The sequence below is a fragment of the Streptomyces sp. NPDC001717 genome, assembly GCF_042892775.1.
In the GTDB taxonomy this organism is placed as follows: domain Bacteria; phylum Actinomycetota; class Actinomycetes; order Streptomycetales; family Streptomycetaceae; genus Streptomyces.
The window spans coordinates 797,551-816,372 of the sequence record NZ_JBIAUK010000001.1 but is presented as its reverse complement, the minus strand read 5'-3'; the positions used below and the strand labels follow the sequence as shown (position 1 = coordinate 816,372).

At 73.1% G+C, this 18,822-nt stretch carries 15 protein-coding genes; 6 read left to right on the top strand and 9 right to left on the bottom strand.

Annotated elements, in window-relative coordinates; translation table 11 throughout:
* The first annotated feature begins 4 nt into the window (after positions 1-4).
* The 6 genes from narH (at position 5) to ACFYZL_RS03915 (ending at position 7,323) form a co-directional block, all read left to right on the top strand.
* On the top strand, positions 5-1,549 hold the full coding sequence (gene narH, locus ACFYZL_RS03940; protein ID WP_388675710.1) for a nitrate reductase subunit beta: 1,545 nt from the start codon (positions 5-7) through the stop codon (positions 1,547-1,549).
* A complete protein-coding gene (gene narJ / locus ACFYZL_RS03935; RefSeq protein ID WP_384758378.1) occupies positions 1,546-2,232 on the top strand; it encodes a nitrate reductase molybdenum cofactor assembly chaperone in 687 nt (228 codons plus the stop codon). Before narH ends, narJ begins: the two co-directional genes overlap by 4 nt.
* Positions 2,232-2,957 carry a respiratory nitrate reductase subunit gamma gene (narI, locus tag ACFYZL_RS03930; RefSeq protein WP_388675706.1) on the top strand — a complete coding sequence of 242 codons (726 nt, stop codon included), beginning with the start codon at positions 2,232-2,234 and terminating at the stop codon, positions 2,955-2,957. Before narJ ends, narI begins: the two co-directional genes overlap by 1 nt.
* The gene (locus ACFYZL_RS03925) at positions 2,954-4,162 is read left to right on the top strand and encodes a TIGR04053 family radical SAM/SPASM domain-containing protein (RefSeq protein ID WP_384758371.1); all 1,209 of its coding nucleotides are present in this window, start codon (positions 2,954-2,956) and stop codon (positions 4,160-4,162) included. The genes narI and ACFYZL_RS03925 overlap by 4 nt, the downstream gene beginning before the upstream one ends.
* Before the next feature lie 31 nt (positions 4,163-4,193).
* The gene (hemG, locus tag ACFYZL_RS03920) at positions 4,194-5,570 is read left to right on the top strand and encodes a protoporphyrinogen oxidase (RefSeq protein WP_388675703.1); all 1,377 of its coding nucleotides are present in this window, start codon (positions 4,194-4,196) and stop codon (positions 5,568-5,570) included.
* Positions 5,571-5,718: 148 nt separating this feature from the next.
* Positions 5,719-7,323 carry an alpha/beta hydrolase gene (locus tag ACFYZL_RS03915; RefSeq protein ID WP_384758367.1) on the top strand — a complete coding sequence of 535 codons (1,605 nt, stop codon included), beginning with the start codon at positions 5,719-5,721 and terminating at the stop codon, positions 7,321-7,323.
* Positions 7,324-7,390: 67 nt separating this feature from the next.
* On the opposite strand, the gene moeZ is transcribed toward ACFYZL_RS03915, so the two are convergent.
* The 9 genes from moeZ to ACFYZL_RS03870 form a co-directional block, all read right to left on the bottom strand.
* The gene (gene moeZ / locus ACFYZL_RS03910) at positions 7,391-8,569 is read right to left on the bottom strand and encodes an adenylyltransferase/sulfurtransferase MoeZ (RefSeq protein ID WP_384596291.1); all 1,179 of its coding nucleotides are present in this window, start codon (positions 8,567-8,569) and stop codon (positions 7,391-7,393) included.
* 76 nt (positions 8,570-8,645) lie between these two features.
* Complete coding sequence (locus ACFYZL_RS03905; RefSeq protein ID WP_388675699.1) at positions 8,646-9,401, bottom strand: spherulation-specific family 4 protein; 756 nt, start codon at positions 9,399-9,401, stop codon at positions 8,646-8,648.
* Complete coding sequence (locus tag ACFYZL_RS03900; protein ID WP_384758948.1) at positions 9,389-10,393, bottom strand: NAD-dependent epimerase/dehydratase; 1,005 nt, start codon at positions 10,391-10,393, stop codon at positions 9,389-9,391. Before ACFYZL_RS03900 ends, ACFYZL_RS03905 begins: the two co-directional genes overlap by 13 nt.
* 89 nt (positions 10,394-10,482) lie before the next feature.
* A complete protein-coding gene (locus ACFYZL_RS03895) occupies positions 10,483-11,580 on the bottom strand; it encodes a hypothetical protein (RefSeq protein ID WP_388675696.1) in 1,098 nt (365 codons plus the stop codon).
* Positions 11,577-13,178: a DUF3492 domain-containing protein gene (locus ACFYZL_RS03890; protein ID WP_388675693.1), complete on the bottom strand. Its 1,602-nt coding sequence runs from the start codon at positions 13,176-13,178 to the stop codon at positions 11,577-11,579. The genes ACFYZL_RS03895 and ACFYZL_RS03890 overlap by 4 nt, the downstream gene beginning before the upstream one ends.
* Positions 13,179-13,361: 183 nt before the next feature.
* Positions 13,362-15,092, bottom strand: a complete 1,731-nt coding sequence (locus tag ACFYZL_RS03885) for a dipeptide ABC transporter ATP-binding protein (RefSeq protein WP_388675690.1) — start codon at positions 15,090-15,092, stop codon at positions 13,362-13,364.
* Positions 15,089-16,081 (bottom strand): ABC transporter permease, encoded by a 993-nt coding sequence (locus ACFYZL_RS03880; RefSeq protein WP_384759006.1) that lies wholly within the window; start codon positions 16,079-16,081, stop codon positions 15,089-15,091. Before ACFYZL_RS03880 ends, ACFYZL_RS03885 begins: the two co-directional genes overlap by 4 nt.
* Positions 16,078-17,064 carry an ABC transporter permease gene (locus ACFYZL_RS03875; RefSeq protein WP_388675687.1) on the bottom strand — a complete coding sequence of 329 codons (987 nt, stop codon included), beginning with the start codon at positions 17,062-17,064 and terminating at the stop codon, positions 16,078-16,080. The genes ACFYZL_RS03880 and ACFYZL_RS03875 overlap by 4 nt, the downstream gene beginning before the upstream one ends.
* A complete protein-coding gene (locus tag ACFYZL_RS03870) occupies positions 17,061-18,797 on the bottom strand; it encodes an ABC transporter substrate-binding protein (protein ID WP_384757378.1) in 1,737 nt (578 codons plus the stop codon). The genes ACFYZL_RS03875 and ACFYZL_RS03870 overlap by 4 nt, the downstream gene beginning before the upstream one ends.
* Between the last annotated feature and the right edge of the window lie 25 nt (positions 18,798-18,822).

The window sequence follows — 18,822 nt, the reverse complement described above, 5'->3', positions numbered from 1 at the left end:
TCCCATGCCCCCTCGCGAAGCGAAGATCGGACGGGTGATGGCACAGGTCGCGATGGTCATGAACCTCGACAAGTGCATCGGCTGTCACACCTGTTCGGTCACCTGCAAGCAGGCGTGGACCAACCGGCAGGGCACCGAGTACGTCTGGTTCAACAACGTCGAGACCCTCCCCGGCCAGGGCTACCCCCGCCGCTGGGAGGACCAGGAGAAGTGGCGGGGCGGCTGGGAGCGCACCCGCTCGGGCAGGCTGCGCCTGCGGGCCGGCGGCCGGCTGAAGAAGCTCGGCGGCCTCTTCGCCAACCCCCACCTGCCGGAGATCGACGACTACTACCAGCCCTGGACGTACGAGTACAAGAACCTGACCGAGGCCCCGGCGGGCGACGACCTGCCCACCGCCCGGCCCGTCTCGCAGGTCACCGGCGAGCCCATCGACACGATCGAGTGGGGTCCGAACTGGGACGACAACCTCGGCGGCGCCCCCGCGCACGCGCCGAAGGACCCGATCGTGGAGAAGATCCGCGACGAGGTCGGCGAGAAGATCCGCTTCGAGTTCGAGCAGAGTTTCATGTTCTACCTCCCCCGGATCTGCGAGCACTGCCTGAACCCGGCCTGCGCCTCGTCCTGCCCCTCGGGCGCGATGTACAAGCGCGAGGAGGACGGCATCGTCCTCGTCGACCAGGACCGGTGCCGCGGCTGGCGCATGTGCGTGACGGGATGCCCGTACAAGAAGGTGTACTTCAACCACCACACCGGCAAGGCCGAGAAGTGCACGTTCTGCTTCCCGCGCATCGAGGTCGGCATGCCGACCGTCTGCTCGGAGACCTGCGTCGGCCGGATGCGCTACCTCGGCGTGATGCTGTACGACGCCGACAAGGTCGCCGAGGCCGCCGCGGTCGAGGACGAGCAGGACCTCTACCCCGCCCAGCTGGAGTGCTTCCTCGACCCGGACGACCCGGCCGTGATCGCCGCCGCGCGGCGCTCCGGCATCACCCGGGAGTGGATCGAGGCGGCGCGGAACTCCCCCGTGTACGACCTGATCGCCGGCTACCAGGTCGCCCTCCCCCTGCACCCGGAGTACCGGACCATGCCGATGGTCTGGTACGTGCCCCCGCTCTCCCCCGTCGTCGAGGCGGTCGCCGCCACCGGCGGCGACGGCGAGGAGGCGGGCAACCTCTTCGGGGCCATCGACGCCCTGCGCATCCCCGTCGAGTACCTCGCGGCGCTCCTCACGGCGGGCGACACGTACGCCGTGGAGGCGGTGCTGCGCCGGATGGCGGCGATGCGCGCGTACATGCGGCGGATCAACCTCGGCGAGGAGAAGGACGAGTCGATCGCCGCGGCGGTCGGGCTCACCGGCGTCGAGATGGAGGACATGTTCCGTCTCCTCGCGATCGCCAAGCAGGAGGACCGCTTCGTGATCCCGACGTCCGCCCGCGCCGACGCGGACGCGCTCGCCGAGTCGCACCCGTTGGACGACGGCTGCCCCGTGGGCGCGGTGGGCGAGCCGCGCGTGATGCTCAACCTCGGCCCGACAAGGAGGAGTTCGTGACCACCGGCTCCCGTTCCCCCGATGCCCTGGTACGTCTCGTCGCGTGCTGCGCCCTGCAGTACCCCGGCGACCACTTCCACGACGAACTGCCGCGGCTCCGCGCGGCCCTCGCCGGGGCTGCCGCCGAACCGGCCGCGCTGCTCGGCTCCTTCCTGGACCACGCCGAGTCGCTGTCCCCGATCGAGCTGTGCGCCGAGTACACCGGGACCTTCGACACCCGCAACCGGCGCTGCCTGTACCTGACCTGGTGGGTGGACGGGGACACCCGCCGTCGGGGGCTGTCCCTGGTCCGGCTGAAGCGGATCTACCGGGACTTCGGGCTGGAGTTCGCCGGTGAGGAGCTGCCCGACTTCCTGCCCGTGGCGCTGGAGTTCGCCGCGCTGCGCGAGGAGGCGGGCACCGAGCTGCTCCAGGAGCACCGCGCCGGTCTGGAGCTGTTGCGGCTCGCGCTCGCCGAGTCCGCCTCCCCGTACGCCAGGGTGCTGGAGGCGGTCTGCTCGACGCTGCCCGGCCCGTCCCCCGAGACCAAGGCCGAGGCGAAGGCACTCGCGAGGAGCGGGCCGCCGCGGGAGCTGGTGGGCGCGGGATCACCGCCGGAGCCCTTCGGCCCCGGCATCGACATCGGCACCGATCGGCCGGCCGACCTCCCCTGGCCCACCTTCGCGGAAAGGCGGACCGCCTGATGGACCTCCTCCTGTGGGGCGTGCTCCCCTACCTCTCGGTCGCGCTGCTGATCGCGGGCACGATCTGGCGGGCCCGGTACGACGCGTTCGGCTGGACCACGCATTCGACGCAGCTGCACGAGTCGCGACTGCTGCGGATCGGCTCGCCGCTCTTCCACTTCGGCATGCTGTTCGTGGTCCTGGGCCATGGGGTGGGGCTGCTGATCCCGATGAGCTGGACCGACGCGGTCGGCCTGAGTGACCACACCTACCACCTCCTGGCCGTCGCCACGGGCGCGGTGGCGGGGGTCGCGGCGGCGGCCGGGCTCGGCATCCTCGTGTACCGGCGCTTCAAGGTCCCCGCGGTCCGTCGGGCGACGCTGAGGAGCGACCACCTGATGTACGCCTTCCTGCTCGGCGCGATCGCCCTCGGCCTGACGGCGACGGTCCTGAACTCCACCGGGCAGACGGACGGCTACAACTACCGCGAGGGCGTCTCGGTCTGGTTCCGCAGCCTGTTCACCCTCTCCCCGGACCACCACCTGATGGCCGGCGCCCCGCTCGCCTTCAAGCTGCACGTCCTGTTCGGGTTCACGCTGTTCGCGCTGATCCCGTACTCGCGGCTGGTGCACATGTTCTCGGCGCCGCTGAAGTACCTGTTCCGGCCGTACGTGGTCTACCGGCGGCGGGATCCGGAGCAGCTCGCGAACCGGGCGCCGAAGCGGGGTTGGGAGCGGGTTTCGTGAAGCCCGCCACCGTCGTGCGGCGGCCCCGGCACCCCGTCGCCGAGCGTCCGTTCATCGTCATCTGGGAGGCCACGCGGGCCTGTCCGCTGGCCTGTCTGCACTGCCGGGCCGAGGCGCGGACCGCCCGCCATCCCGGGGAGTTGGACGGGGCCGAGGCCCGCCGCGTCATGGACCGGGTCGCCGACTTCGGCAGGCCGAGCCCCCTTTTCGTGATCACCGGCGGGGACCCCTTCCAGCGGGCCGACCTCACCGAGCTGATCGCGTACGGCACCTCCCTGGGCCTGCGCGTGGCCGTCTCCCCCTCCGGTACGCCGACCCTCACCCGGGCCGGTCTCACCGCGGTCCGCGACGCGGGCGCGGTCGCGGTGTCGCTGTCCCTGGACGGGGCGACGGCGGAGCGGCACGACGCCTTCCGCGGCGTGCCCGGGGTGTACGACCGGACCCTGGAGGGCTGGCGGGCGGCACGGGAGCTGGGCTTGAAGGTGCAGGTCAACACCACGGTCACGCGCGGGAACCTGGAGGACCTGGCCGACGTCGCGGCGCTCGTGAAGCGCGAGGGCGCGATGCTGTGGTCGGGCTTCGTGCTGGTCCCCACAGGGCGCGGGGAGCAGCTCGGCCGGCTCACCCCGGCCGAGATCGAGGACGTACTGCACTTCCTCTACGACTGCGGTTCGGTCATGGCCACCAAGACCGCCGAGGGGCACCACTTCCGGCGGGTCGCGATCCAGCGCACGGTGCTCGCGGCGCGCGGGGAACTCCCGGAGCCGGGCCCGCTCCACGCGCGGCTGACCGCCCGCGCGGCGGAGCTGGGGCTCTTCGACGGGGAGCGGCGGCCGGTGCGGCGGCCGCCGATGGACGTCTCCTCGGGGCGCGGCTTCGTCTTCGTCTCGCACACGGGCGAGGTGCACCCGTCGGGGTTCCTCCCGGTGTCGGCGGGCAACGTCAAGGACCTGCCGCTGACGGAGATCTACCGCGAGTCGGAGCTGTTCGTGCGACTGCGGGATCCTTCGTTGCTGCGCGGGAAGTGCGGGGCGTGCGAGTTCAAGACGGTGTGCGGCGGCTCTCGCTCGCGGGCGTACGGATTCACGCGCGACGTGCTGGCGGCGGACCCGTACTGCGCGTACGAGCCGGGGAGCTTCCCGTACCAGGAAGACGTCCGAGCCCTGACCGAAAGCACGATGCGCCGGTCCCCGGCCGTGCCATAGGTTCCCAAAGGGAACATATCGGGAGAAGACAATGCGTTCAGTGATCGTCATCGGTGGCGGTATCAGCGGTCTTGCCGCCGCGTGGCAGTTGCGCGGCCGCGCCGACGTGACCGTGCTGGAGAGCCACGGCAGGGTCGGCGGCAAGCTCCGGACCGGCACCATCGCGGGGATCACCGTCGACGAAGGCGCGGAATCCCTGATGGCCCTGCGGCCGGAGGCCGTGGAACTGGCCGCCGCGGTGGGGCTCGGCGGCGCCCTGTGCGACCCGTCGAAGGCGCCGACGGTCATCTGGACGAACGGCGCGCTGCGGCCGCTTCCGGCCGGGCACGTCATGGGCGTGCCCACCGACCCGTCGGCCCTGGCCGCCGGCGGTCTGCTCTCGCCGGAGGGCGTCGCCCGCGTCGCGGCCGAGGAGTGCCTGCCCGGCGCGCCCCTCGTCGGGGACGTCTCGGTGACCGAGTACCTGGCGGGCCGCTTCGGCCGGGAGGCCGTGGACCGGCTCGTCGAACCGCTCCTCGGCGGGGTCTACGCCGGGCGTGCCGAGCGGCTGTCGCTGCGCGCGGCCATGCCGAGGATCGCGGCGCTGGCGGAACAGGGCGGGCCGCTGCTGCCCGCGCTGCGCCGGGCCAGGGCGGCGGGTGCGCCGCGCTCGGCCCCGGTGGCCGTGCAGGGCGTGGCCGGCGGCACCGGCCGGTTCCCGCAGGCGGTGGCGCAGGCCTGCGGGGCGCGGATCCTGACGGAGACGACGGCGCGCGTGCTCCAGCGGCTGCCGGGCGAGCGGTGGCGGGTGGAGGCCATGACGGGCGACGGCCCTCTGACGATGGAGGCGGACGCGGTCGTCCTGGCCCTCCCCGCCTTCGCGGCGGCGGAGCTCCTGCGCCCGCACTCGCCGCTCGCGGAGGCGGAGCTGTCGGCGATCCCCCACGCGTCGACGGCCGTGATCACGATGGCGTTCTCCCGCGCCCGGGCCCGTTTCCTCCCGGAGGGCAACGGCTTCCTGGTCCCGCCGGTGGACGGGCACGTCCTGAAGGCGGCGTCCTTCCCCTCCAACAAGTGGCCGTGGCTGGCCGCGGCGGCCCCGGACACGTTCGTCCTGCGCGCCTCCATCGGCCGGATCGGCGAGGACGACGTCCTGGCCCGTCCGGACCGCCACCTGATCCGCTCCGCGATCACCGAGCTCCACCACGCGGTGGGCCCGATGGGCGAACCCCTCGCGGCCCGCGTGACCCGCTGGGACCGCGGCCTCCCCCAGTACACGGTCGGCCACGGGGCGCGCGTGTCCCGCATCCGCGAGGCTGCCTCGAAACTCCCGAACCTGGCGCTGTGCGGAGCCGCGTACGAGGGCGTGGGCGTGGCGGCCTGCATCGCCACGGGCCGAGCGGCCGGCAACGCCGTCTTGGCGGCCTGAACCCTGCCCCCGCCCGGCGGAGCCGGGATTCCCTGGGCTCCGCCCCAGATCCCGCCCCCCGAACGCCTGAGGGGCTGGATGTGGCCGGCGGGGACCCGGATGGGTCAGCGCGGGGGCGGGGTGGGGGCGGGGCGCGGAGGATGGGGTTATGTCGACATATGCCCTGAGGGCCACCGCCACCGCCGCCCTCGCGGCCGCGCTGCTCACCACCAGCGCGTGCTCCGACAACGGCGGCGTGAACGGGGGCGAGAAGGTCAACGCCGACGGCAGCCGACGCGCCAAGCCGCTGAAGTGGGAGGACTGCCCCGCCCCCACCCCCCTGGAGGGCGGCGGGCAGGCGCCGCCCAAGGGATGGCAGTGCGCCACCCTCGACGTGCCTCTCGACTACGCGAAGCCCGAGGGGGAGACGATCCCGATCGCGCTGATCCGCGCCAAGGCCCGCGACAAGGACAAGCGGCTCGGCTCGCTCGTCTTCAACTTCGGCGGCCCCGGCGGGTCCGGCATCAGCACCCTGCCCGGCGCCGCCAAGGACTACGAGGCCCTGCGCGAGCGCTACGACCTGGTCAGCTTCGACCCCCGCGGGGTCGGCCGCAGCGTCCCCGTCCGCTGCCTGGACGACAAGCAGCTGGACGCGTACTACGCGCAGGACTCCTCCCCCGTCACCCCCGAGCAGGAGAAGGCCTTCACCGACGGCATCAAGCAGTACCAGCGGGCCTGCGAGCGGAACTCCGCCAAGGTCCTGCCGTACGTCGGCACGGAGAACGCCGCCCGCGACATGGACCGCATCCGCCAGGCCCTCGGCGACGAGAAGCTGAACTACTTCGGCATCTCCTACGGCACCGAGCTCGGCGGGGTCTACGCCCACCTGTTCCCCAAGAACGTCGGCCGGGCCGTCTTCGACGCCGTCGTCGACCCGACCAAGAACTCCGAGGAGGGCGCGCTCGGCCAGGCCAAGGGTTTCCAGCTCGCCCTCGGCAACTTCGCCCAGGACTGCGTGGACCGCGGCGACGAGTGCAAGCTCCAGGGCAGCACCCCCAAGGAGATCGAGGCGAACGTCATCAAGCTCCAGAAGGAGTTGGCGGCGAAGCCCATCCCCGGCATCGGGGACCGGAAGTTGACGGAGACCGCCGCGACCAACGGCATCGCGCAGGCCCTGTACTCCAAGGAGCTGTGGCCGCTGCTGGAGCAGGGCCTCGACGAGGCCGAAGGCGGCCAGGGCCAGCTGCTGATGGCGCTGTCCGACGCGCTCAACGGCAGGGACGAGCACGGCCAGTACAGCAACATCGGGGCAGCCAACTCCGCGATCAACTGCGCGGACGCCAAGGACCGTTACACGCTGGAGCAGACCAAGGCCCAGCTGCCCGCCTTCCGCGCCGCCTCGCCCGTCTTCGGGGACTTCCTCGGCTGGGCCATGATGAGCTGTACCGGCTGGCCCGTCCCGGGCGCCTGGGAGACCCCGGACGTCTCCGCCCCCGGATCCGCCCCGATCCTGGTGGTCGGCAACACCGGCGACCCGGCCACCCCCTACGAGGGCGCCCGGAACATGGTCGAGCGGCTCGGCAAGGGCGTCGGGGTGGAGCTCACGTACAAGGGCGAGGGCCACGGCGCGTACAACAGCGGCGACGCGTGCGTGCAGGGGGCGGTCAACTCGTACCTGCTGGACGGGAAGACGCCGAAGGCCGGCACGGTCTGCACCGCGACGAAGGAGCCCACGGGGACGCCGGTGGCGCCCGAGCCCCCCGAAGGGGCGTGAGGGCACCGACACCACGAAGAGGAGGGGCCGGCCCGCGTGCAGCGGGCCGGCCCCTCCTCCGTACTGCTTAGTAGACCGGCTTCTCGGGCTCGATCTGGTGGACCCAGCCGATGACGCCGCCGCCGACGTGGACCGCGTCGGCGAAGCCCGCGGACTTCAGCACCGCGAGGACTTCCGCACTGCGGACACCCGTCTTGCAGTGCAAGACGATCTTCTTGTCCTGCGGCAGGTCCTGGAGGGCGTTGCCCATCAGGAACTCGCCCTTGGGGATCAGCTTCGCGCCGGGGATCGAGACGATCTCGTACTCGTTCTTCTCACGGACGTCGATGATCTCGATCTTCTCGTCCGCGTCGATCCACTCCTTGAGCTGCTTGGGAGTGATCGTCGAACCGGCGGCCGCCTCCTGGGCCTCCTCCGACACGACGCCGCAGAAGGCCTCGTAGTCGATGAGCTCGGTGACGGTCGCGTTCGGACCGCAGACCGCGCAGTCGGGGTCCTTGCGGACCTTGACCTGGCGGTACTGCATCTCCAGGGCGTCGTAGATCATCAGGCGGCCGACCAGCGGCTCGCCGACGCCCGTGAGGACCTTGATGGCCTCGGTGACCTGGATGGACCCGATGGACGCGCAGAGCACGCCCAGCACGCCGCCCTCGGCGCAGCTCGGGACCATGCCCGGCGGCGGCGGCTCCGGGTACAGGCAGCGGTAGCACGGACCGTGCTCGGACCAGAAGACCGAGGCCTGGCCGTCGAAACGGTAGATCGAACCCCACACGTACGGCTTGTTCAGCAGCACGCAGGCGTCGTTCACCAGGTAGCGGGTGGCGAAGTTGTCGGTGCCGTCGACGATCAGGTCGTACTGGCTGAAGATGTCCATCACGTTGTCGGCTTCGAGCCGCTCTTCGTGCAGGACCACGTTCACGTACGGGTTGATGCCGAGGACGGAGTCGCGGGCGGACTCGGCCTTGGAGCGGCCGATGTCGGCCTGGCTGTGGATGATCTGGCGCTGCAGGTTCGACTCGTCGACCTCGTCGAACTCCACGATGCCCAGCGTGCCGACGCCGGCCGCGGCCAGGTACATGAGGGCGGGCGAACCGAGGCCACCGGCACCCACGGCGAGCACCTTGGCGTTCTTCAGGCGCTTCTGGCCGTCCATCCCGACGTCGGGGATGATCAGGTGACGCGAGTACCGGCGGACCTCGTCGACGGTGAGCTCAGCAGCTGGCTCGACCAGGGGTGGCAGCGACACGGGGACTCCAGGGTCATCCCCGCGGATGCGGGGCATTTGTAGGTTGTTCTATCCCGTAACAGTGCCACGCCCATTTTCATTCCGAGACACCCGTCCCGATCCGCGAGACGATTTCGTCCCAGTACCCGGGCATCGACTCCCACGGGTCACGGTCGGGCGTGCCCCGCCGGTCCGTGAACCAGATCGTGCCCGCGCCCTGCCAGCGGGCGATGCGGACGGCCTCCTCCAGATGCGTGCGCGGCACTCCGTGGACGAGGTGGCAGAAGCGCTCCGGCGGGTGGTCTGCGGTCCACTCGGCCACCTGCGACCAGCGGTAGTCGGCCCAGGACCCGGAGAAGGTGACCAGCTGGTCGGCGATCTCCGCGTAGCCCTCGTACGGATGGGTGCCCTGCCCGAGCACGATCAGCGGGGCCTCGCCCAGGCCGCGCAGGGCATCCACGACCCGGCGCACCGAAGCCAGTTCCGCCCGGTCGGCGGGGGTCCCGGCCAGGTAGAAGCCGCCGACCCCGTACCAGTCGCGGAAGCGGTGGGCGTCGGAGAGCAGCTCGCCGAAGGACCGTGCGCCGTCCCGTACGGCGAGGTGCCCGAGCACCGTGCCGCCCGCCGCACGGAGCTTCGCCGCGGCCTCCGTGCAGTGCGGGTCGGGCCGGCCGCCCGGGCCGTCCGTGACGTTGAGGACGGCCCAGTGCAGCGGGGTGCCGGGGCGGGTCAGCTCGGCCCATTCGACGGGGGCGAGCAGCGGGTGCGCGTAGCCGGGGATGCCGAGGCCGATGCGGCCGGCCCCGGTCGCGGAGGCCGTGGAGGTTCCGGGCGGAGTGGTCAGATGCGGCACGCCGCCTCCATCCAGATGTCCGCGAGCGACTCCTCCAGGTTGATCCGGGGCCGCCAGCCGAGCCGGTCGCGGGCGGTGCGGACGTCGGCCTGCTGCCAGGCACCGCAGCCGTCGGGGTACGGATAAGGCTGCGGGACCGAGGCGGCGATCTGCTCGGCGGTGGCCTCGGAGCGGGGCGACGCGATGGCGGCGAGCCCGCCCGGGCGCCCAGGGTGCCCCTGCTGGGGTCCGCCGTGCGGGACGTCCAGCTCGTGCAGGGCTCCCCCGTATCCGGCGACCCTCGCCAGCACGGAGGCCGCGTCCCGCAGCCGGACCGCGCGGCCGGTGCCGATGTTCACCACTCCCTGGGCCGCCGACAGGGAGGCGGCGTGCACGGCCCGCGCCACGTCCCGTACGTCCACGAAGTCGCGCTGCACGCCGAGCCCGCTGAGCTTGAGCTCCCCGTCGCCGGACTGCATGGCGCGGCGCATGGCCTCGGCGAGCCGGCCCAGCGGGGATCCGGCGGGGGTGCCGGGGCCGACGGGCGAGAAGATCCGCAGGACGACGGCGTCCAGCCCGGAGCCCAGAACCAGTTCGGTGGCTGCCAGTTTGCTGACCCCGTACGGGCCTCCCGGTCTCGGCACGGCGTCCTCGGCCGTCGACGACCCGGGCTGGCTGGGACCGTACTCTGCGGCGCAGCCGAGCTGGACGAGGCGGGCCCCGCAGCCGCTGCGGCGCAGCGACTCGCAGATCGTCGCCACGGCGACGGTGTTGTGCCGGGTGAGCTCCCGGGCGCCGCCGCGGGTGGCGCCGGCGCAGTTGATGACGACGCCCGGGTGGACGGCGTCGAGGAAGCGGGTGAGCGCACCGGGGCTGCCGGTCGCGAGGTCGAACCGTACGTCGGCGTCGTCCCCGCGGCCGAGCGCGGTGAGCTGCACGGCGGGGTCGGCGAGCAGCCGGTCGGCGACGTAGCGGCCGAGGTATCCGTTGGCTCCGATCAGCAGCACCCTCATCGCGTGGCCCCCTTGTTGGTTGGCTGCCCGGTCATGTCCTTCTCCTTGTGGATCGGTGTGGGTCGGTCGGTGTGGATGATGGGGCGATGTCAGGTACGTGCGTGCGCGGAAGCCCGGGCCAGCACGAGAACGGCCTGTACAAGGAGTCCCGCGACGGCGGCGAGCGCCGCGGCCGGTACCGGGACCAGGGCTAGCGCCAGCGCCGCGGCGATCGGGGCCCTGCGGGCGCCGTGCCGGAGCAGGAGGCGGGTGAGGAACAGCAGCAGGGCGAGCGGCACGGCCACGCGGAGCGGCGCTCCGGCGAGGGCGGCCGCCCCCGCGGCGGCCGCTGCGAAGAGCGCGGCCGCCGCGAGGAACAGGGGCCGGGCCCGGTCCGCGAAGTCCTCCAGCGCCCGGCTCCCGGCGAGCCGGGCCCGGGCCTTGGCGGCGAACGCCTCGGCGACCAGGTGGGCGGGGGCGACGGCCAGTGCGAGGCCGACCCCGAGGGCCGTGCCGTGCCGGTACACGGCCCAGCCGGTGACCGCGGCGGCGAGCAGGTACGGGCCCCACGCGAGCCGGGGACCGGCGGAGCGCCCGGGCCACACCAGGGCGGCCACGGTGACCGCCGCGGTGAGGGCCCCGGCCCACGGCACGCCGGCGGCGGCCGCGCCGAGCCCGGCCGCCCCGGGGAGCAGGGCGTACCCGAACCCCCGGAAGGCGCGGGCCCCCGCGGTGACGCGGGCGGGCCGGCCGCCGGGGTGCTCGCCGCGCGGGGTACGGGCGTACAGCTCCTCGGCGAGCGAGAACACGTCCCGGTGCCGGAACCGCGCGGCGGTGCGGTCGGTGATCCCGTGCGCTTCCAGGCCGGCGGCGATCTCCAGCGGGTCGACGGCGCGCTCGCAGAGCTCCCGATGCCGGTGCAACAACGCCTTGACGGGGTCCCCCGCGGCCCGCCGCCGGCCCGCCGCGCCTGCCTTGGCGGTCCCTTCGGCCGTACCGGCTCCCTCGGCCCCGGCTGGGGCCACTTCGGCCTCGCCAGGGGCCATCCCGGCCTCGCCGGCGTTCGAGGCGCGGGGGTCCGGGGGCAGCGCCCCCGGCAACGGCGCCGCGCCGAACCCCGCACCGGAGGGCACCACAGGTGCGGCGGGACCGCCGGGGCTCTGCCCCGGACCCCGCGCCTCAAACGCCGGCGAGGCTGAGATCGTCATACCGCCGCCTCCGGGGCCGGGTCCGGGACGGACCACGTCGGGCTGGTCCAGTGGCCCGGGACCCTCGCTTCGGCCGGCTGCGCGAACGGCACTTCTCCGTCCGGTCGCGCCCCGGAGCCCCGCGCCAGCAGCCACAGGTAGATGTCGCGGAAGGCGCCCACGTTCTGCTCGACGGTGAACAGCTCCAGCGCCCGCGCCCTGGCGGCCGCGCCCAGGCGCTGCGCCCGTTCGGGGTCCCGCAGCAGCGAGAGGCACGCGTCGGCCAGCGCCCGCGGATTGCGCGGCGGTACGACGAGCCCGGTGCCGCCGATGGCCTCGCACACCGCGCCCACGTCCGTCGACACGGTGGCCCGGCCGCTGAACATCGCCTCGGCCAGGGTGATCGGGAAGCCCTCGATCACCGAGGAGAGCACGGCGATCCGGCCCGCCCCGTACGCCTCCGCCGAGGACGCGGCGTCGGGTCCGCCGATCTCCTCGAAGGTGACCGGGTTCTCCCCCACCGTCACGGCGTCCGCCGCCTCGTCGGGGAAGAGCTGCGCCGCCAGCGAGCGGCAGTCGGCGAGGTAGCCGGGGGCCACGGCGGTGGCGAAGATCCGCAGCCGGGTCCCCGGTTCGGCCGTGCGGACCTCGGCGAAGGCGTGCAGCAGCCCGACGAGGTCCTTCGCGGGCTCTACGCGGCCGACCCACACCAGGGTGCCGGGGTCCCCGCAGTCCGCGGCCTCCCCGACGGTGGCGAATCGGTCCGCCTCCATACCCGGGTACACCGTCCGCACCCGTTCCCTGGGGGCTCCGCACCGCTCCTGCCAGCGCCGGGCGTGCGCGTTGCCGGGGGTCAGGAGGTCCGCCCGGGCGTAGATCTCGCCGGCCAGCCGGAGGTGGAAGGCGGCGAGCAGGGCCCGCACGGCGGGCCGGGAGGCCTGGCGCCGCTCCAGGTAGTGGGAGCGGAGCTGGACCCCGTACTCGGTGACCAGGAGCGGGACCCCGAAGAAGCGTTTGGCCAGCAGTCCCGGGATGGCGGCCACCCCGCCCGCGGCCGCGTGGCAGACGTCGACCTCGCCGAGGCTTCCGAACCGGCCGTTCTCCTCGTACCAGTCGAGGGACAACGGCCGCAGCATGCGCTCCAGTTCGTCGACGAACTCCAGCAGGTCGACCACCTGTACCGCCTGTACGGTGCGGCTCGCGCCCGGCGCCCGGCACGCGGACTCCAGCAGTCGCACCGCGGACTCGGACCTCAGCGCGGCGCACAACCCGCCCTGGTCGCGCCCGAGTTCGGCGAGCCCGTACAGCCCCTCGGCGAAGGGTCCGGCCTCCTGCGCGCAGATGCCCCGGACCAGTTCCCCGAAGCAGTCGGCGAACCGGCGCCGCTCGCGCCGGGAGTACGTCCGGCCGTCGTCCGCGGGGGCCCACAGCGGGGCCGAGCGGACGAGGGTGACGTGGTCGGGGAGCGGGACCCGCGTCCGCTCCTGCTCGGCGTCGCGGCTCAGCGCGTACAGCTCGAACTCGTGCTGCGGGAGCCCCCGCACGAGCCGGTCGCACCACACCCTGCCCTCGCCCGTCGCATACGGATAACCACCTTCCGTGAGCAGTCCGATCCGCACGAGTGGCACCCCCGGTTTCCCGTTTCAGGCGGTCGTCGTCGGTGTGGCGACCCGCCGCGGAAAACTCAAGCGGATATGCCGAAGGCGCGACGGACGGTTGTCCGTCGCGCCACCGGAAGGGGTGAAGAGTCGTAACTTTCCCCTTCGGTTCGCGTTCGAGCGCGCTAGGAAGAGCGTGGGCGACTACGCGTGAACGGCCTTCCTCTCCGACCGGCGCCGGGCCGCCGGCTCCGGGTCCGGCGCCGGGACGGCGGCCAGCAGCTGCCGCGTGTAGGCGTGGGCCGGGCGGTCGTAGACCTCGTCGACCGGGCCCTGCTCCACGATCTCGCCGGCCCGCATGACGGCCACGCGGTCGCTGACCTGCCGGACCACGGCCAGGTCGTGCGCGATGAAGACCAGCGCGATGCCGAGCTCCCGCTGGAGCTCCGCGAGGAGGGCGACGACCTGGGCCTGGGTGGTGACGTCGAGGGCGGATACCGGCTCGTCGCAGACGATCAGCCGGGGCCGCGGCGCGAGGGCCCGCGCGATGCCGACGCGCTGGCGCTGCCCGCCGCTGAACTCGTGCGGGTAGCGGTCGTGGTGCGCGGCCTCCAGTCCCACGCGCAGCAGCAGTTCCTCGACCCGGGCCCGAATGGCGGCCGCGTCCCGCTCACCGGCCGCGCGCAGCGGATCGGCGATGGACTCGCCGACGGAGCGGCGCGGGTTGAGGGAGGACACCGGGTCCTGGAAGACCATCTGCGCGCCCGCCGCGACCCCCGTGACCTCGACGCCGTCGTGCCGCACCTGCCCCGAGGCGGGTGCCAGCAGCCCGACGAGCATCCGCCCGAGGGTGCTCTTCCCGCTGCCGCTCTCGCCGACGATCCCCAGCGTCTCCCCCGCGTGCACCGCGAGGGACACCCCGCCGACGGCGACCACCCGCCGCTTCCCCCGCCCGAACTCGCGCCGTACCGAGAAGGCCTCGACGACCGGAACGGAATCCAGCCCCTCCGGCGATCGAGGAGCGGGGTCCGGGGTGGAGCCCCGCGAAACGGCGCCGCGGCCGGGCGCGGACCCCGGCGCGTCCAGCCCCGCCGGCGTTCGAGGCGCGGGTCCGGGCAGAGCACGGGAAACCCGCGGCCCGTCCAGCCTCGGCACCGCCGCCAGCAACGCCCGCGTGTACGGCTCGGCCGGCGTGGACAGCACCGCGCGCACCGATCCGCGTTCGACGACCGAGCCACCCCGCAGGACCAGCAGCGCGTCCACGCTCTCCGCCGCCACCCCCAGGTCGTGGGTGACCAGCAGCAGCCCGAGCCCCCGCTCCTCGCGCAGTTCGTGCAGCAGGTCCAGGATCTGCGCCTGGACGGTGACGTCGAGCGCGGTGGTCGGCTCGTCCGCGATCAGCAGCCGCGGATCGCACGCCAGCGCCATCGCGATCAGCGCCCGTTGCCGCATGCCGCCGCTGAATTCGTGGGGGCGTGCGCGTGCGCGCCGTGCCGCGTCGGGGATGCCCACCCGGTCCAGCACCTCGACGGCCCGCGCCCGCGCGGCCCGCCGGGAGACGTCCGCGTGGATCCGGTGGACCTCGGCGATCTGGTCGCCGATGGCCTGGTACGGGTCGAGGGAGCTCAGCGGGTCCTGGAAGACCATGGCGGCGGTCCCGCCCCGCAGCCGGCGCAGCCGCGCGCCCGAGGCGGCGGCCACGTCGGTGCCGCCCACCCGGACGGTGCCGCCCACCCGCGCGCCGGTCCCCCGGTGCAGGTCCAGCAGGGCCGCGGCCACGGTGGACTTGCCGCTGCCGGACTCCCCCACGATGCCCAGCGCCCGCCCGGCCTCCAGTGTGAAGGAGACACCGTCGACGGCCCGGACGTACTCCCCCGGCCCGCCGACCGGGAACTCGACGGTGAGGTCGGTGACCTCCACCAGCGACTCGGTCATGTCAGGGCCACCCTTCGGTCCGCGGCCGCGTACAGCAGGTCGCCGATCGCGCCGGCGACGACCACGGCCGCGCCGATGGTCAGGACGATGCCCACCACGACGGGCAGGTCCACGATCCTGACCCCGTCCATCAGGGTCTTGCCGATCCCGGGGATCCCGAACAGCGATTCCGTCAGGACGGCGCCGCCGATCATCGCGCCGAATTCCACGGCGCTGAGCGCGATCACGGGTGCCAGCGCCCCGCGCACCGCGTGCCGTGTGACGACGGCCCGCTCCCCGACTCCGTAGGCGCGGAAGGTGCGGATGTGGTCCGCGGCGAGGGTTTCCAGGGTGGAACTGCGGGTGAGCCGGGCGTACTTGGCGCTTTCGAAGAGCCCCAGCGTCACCCAGGGCAGCAGCATGTTCCAGGCCCACTGCTCGGGGTCCTCGGTCAGCGGCACGTACGTCGGGAACGGCAGCCACCGGAGGTAGGCGCAGACCACCATGAGCAGCAGCAGCCCGAGGATGAAGACGGGGGTGCCGGTCCCGGCGAGGGTGAGGACGGTCAGGACCCGCTCGGTGATCCCGCCGCGGCGCAGCGCGGACAGCAGACCGGTGCCGACGCCGATGACCAGCCAGAACACGAGCGCGCCGACGGCGAGGGACAGGGTGGCGGGCAGCCGGTCCAGGATCAGCAGGGTGACCTGCTGGTCGTTGCGGTACGAGAAGCCGAGGCAGGGGGCGTCGCAGTGCAGGACGACGCCCGCGCCACCGGGGTAGTCGCGGCCCGCCACCAGTCCCTGGAGGAAGTGCAGGTACTGGGTGAGCAGGGGCTCGTCCAGCCCGATCCGTTCCCGTACCTGGGCGATCTGCTGCGGGTTGCAGCGTTCTCCGCAGGCGAGCCGGGCGGGGTCGCCGGGGGCGACGTAGAAGAGGGCGTAGACGACGACGGACAGGGTGAGCAGCACGAGCAGTGCTCCACCGAGTCGTTTGAGCACGAACGAGGTCACGCCGTGCGCTCCTTTCCGGTGCCGACCCGCAGGCGCGAGCCCTCGCGCGGGTCGAGGGCCGTGCGGACGGCGTCGCCGAGGACGGTGAAGGCGAGCACGGTGACGAAGAGCATCCCGGCGGGGAGCAGGACGTACATGGGGTCGGCCCGGAACCAGGTCTGGGCGCCGGACAGCATCTGCCCCCACGACGGGGTCGGCGGCTTCACGCCGACCCCGAGGAAGGAGAGCGAGGCCTCGACGACCATGTTGGTCGGCACGTGGATCGCGGCGTACGTGATCACGGGCGCGGCCAGCGAGGGCAGCAGTTCCCGGCGGGCGATCCGCAGCGGGCCGTTCCCGGCGAGCCGGGCGGCGTCCACGAAGTCCAGCCCGCGCAGGGCGAGGGTCTCGGCACGCACGATGCGGGCGGTGGCGCCCCAGCCGAGGAAGCCGATCAGCAGGATCAGCAGCAGGGGGCGGGGGAAGTCGGCCGGGACGACGGCGGTGAGCGCGATTCCGATCACCAGACCGGGCAGGGTGATCATCACGTCGGTGAGCCAACCGATGAGGGCGCCGACAGCGCGGTTCCCGAGTCCGGCGGCGATCCCCGCGACGAGCCCGAGCAGGGTCTGCAGGGCGGTCGCGCCGAAGGCGACGAGCAGGGAGATCCGTGCTCCGTGGAGGAGCCGGGTGAGCAGGTCGCGGCCGCTGCCGGGTTCGACGCCGAGCCAGTGCTCGGCGGAGACCCCGCCGAAGGAGCCGTGGGGCACCCCGCCGCGGGCCGAGTCGACGAGGTCGTCGTGGTAGGCGTTCGGGTCCTGGCCGGTGAGGTGGGCGATCAGGGGCGCCGCGAGGGCGAGGAGGACGAGCAGCGCGAGGACGCCGCCGGCCGCGACGGCGGAGGGTCGTCGGCGCAGCCTGTGCCAGGCCCGGCGGCGCGCGGCGCCCGCGCCCGGGTTGGTGGTCCCGGGCGCGGGCGCCGACTGTCGGTCGGTGGTGCTCACTTGACCGCGACCTGCGAGATGTCGAGGACGCCGGTCCAGTCGCTGATGACGACGTTCTTGACGTCCTTGCCGACGAGCCGCTTGTAGACGGGGTGGAAGAGTGGTACGTCGAGCGCCTGCTCGCCGATCTTCTTGTCGAGGGCGCCCCAGCGCTTGGCGGCCGCGGCCGGGTCGGTGAGCTTGGCGATCTCGTCGATCTCGGCGTTCACGGCCGGGTCGTCGAGCTGGGCGTGGTTGTAGTTGGAGCCGTTGGTGACGATCTGCCGGCCGTCGAAGATCGGCGCGAGGAAGGGGCCGCCCGAGGGCCAGTCGGCACCCCAGCGGGAGAGGAAGAAGCCGGGGGTGTTCTTGGCGTCCCAGCGGCGCTGGTTGAAGGCGTTGGCCTCCAGGCCCTCCAGCTTCACGGTGATCCCGGCGGCGGCCAGCGCCTGCTGGACGGCGGTGGCGACCTCGGGGCTGGTCTGGCGGTTCTGCGCGTTGGAGTGGGTCAGGGTGATGGTGAGGCCGTCGGGGTGGCCGGCTTCCTTCAGGAGCTCCTTGGCCTTGGCCGGGTCGCCGGTCCTGCCCGCCGGGAAGTGGTCGTAGGCCAGGTGGCCGAAGGCCTCGTGCTCGGGCAGGAAGGTGGTGGCGGGCTCGGCGAGCGCGGAGCCGCCCGCCGCGTTGATCACGCTGGTGCGGTTGATCGCGTAGGAGATGGCCTGGCGCACCTTCGGGTTGTCGAAGGGGGCCACCTTCGGGTTGAAGGCCAGGTAGTTGACGTAGCCGAAGTGGCCGGTGCCGACGCGCGCCGCGAGCTCCTTGTCGTCTCCGATCTGGGCGAGTTCGGCCGGCCCCAGGTTGGTGTCGGTGGTGATGGCGGCCGCGTCGGGGCCGGAGCTGGTGGTCAGGCGCTGGTTGACGACGGCGGCGTCGAGGCCGGCCCTGACGTCGATCGCGTCCGGGTAGGCCTTGCGTTCGTCGTCGGTCTTCGGGTCCCAGTGCTCGTTGCGCTCCAGGGTGAGGTGCTCGCCGTCGTTCTCGTTCTTGACGACCTTGTACGGGCCGGAGGAGATCGGGTGCTCCTCGTACTTGACCCCGGTGTCCTTGGCCTTGGGGACGGGCGCGAACTGCGTCTGGGTGGCCACGAACGGGAAGTCACCCTCGGGCTTGCGCAGTTTGAAGACGATGGTCTTCGAGTCGGGCACGACGATCGAGTCGAGCCCCTTGCCGCCGTCCTTGTAGGGGCCCTCGTACGTCTCGCCGCCGACGAGCCAGTCCCGCAGGTACGGGGCTCCGCCCGACAGTTCGGCGGCGAAGGACCGCTCGATGCCGTACTTGATGTCGGCCGTGGTGATCGGGGAGCCGTCCTCGTACTTCAGCCCGTCCTTGAGGGTGTACGTCCACTCGGTGGCGTCGGCGTTGGGCTTGCCGATGTCGGTGGCGAGGTCGGGCACGACCTTGGTGCCGGCTGCGCCGGACTCGCGGTTGCGGGTGGTCAGCGTACGGAAGACCAGCGAGGGGACGTTTCCGCCGCCCGAGGTGTAGAGCCGGGCGGGGTCGAAGTCCTCCTGGGGCTCGTTGTTGAGGACGGTGAGGGTGCCGCCCTTCTGCGGCGCGCCCGCGGCGCCCGCCTTGTCGCCGGTACCGGCCTTGTCCGCGCCGTCCTTCGGCCCGCAGGCCGCGGCGCCCCCGGCCAGTACGAGGCTGACGGCGACCGCGGCCACGCGGTGCGATATGTGGGCATGACGGAGCATCGGAAAGAGACCTCTCGGCGTGAAG

Bases quoted from the DNA above. Each gene is read 5' to 3' on its own strand.
- hemG (WP_388675703.1), top strand. From the start codon at position 4,194: ATGCGTTCAGTGATCGTCATCGGTGGCGGTATCAGCGGTCTTGCCGCC.
- narH (WP_388675710.1), top strand. From the start codon at position 5: ATGCCCCCTCGCGAAGCGAAGATCGGACGGGTGATGGCACAGGTCGCG.
- ACFYZL_RS03900 (WP_384758948.1), bottom strand. From the start codon at position 10,393: ATGAGGGTGCTGCTGATCGGAGCCAACGGATACCTCGGCCGCTACGTC.
- ACFYZL_RS03870 (WP_384757378.1), bottom strand. From the start codon at position 18,797: ATGCTCCGTCATGCCCACATATCGCACCGCGTGGCCGCGGTCGCCGTC.
- ACFYZL_RS03895 (WP_388675696.1), bottom strand. From the start codon at position 11,580: ATGACGATCTCAGCCTCGCCGGCGTTTGAGGCGCGGGGTCCGGGGCAG.
- narI (WP_388675706.1), top strand. From the start codon at position 2,232: ATGGACCTCCTCCTGTGGGGCGTGCTCCCCTACCTCTCGGTCGCGCTG.
- ACFYZL_RS03885 (WP_388675690.1), bottom strand. From the start codon at position 15,092: ATGACCGAGTCGCTGGTGGAGGTCACCGACCTCACCGTCGAGTTCCCG.
- ACFYZL_RS03915 (WP_384758367.1), top strand. From the start codon at position 5,719: ATGTCGACATATGCCCTGAGGGCCACCGCCACCGCCGCCCTCGCGGCC.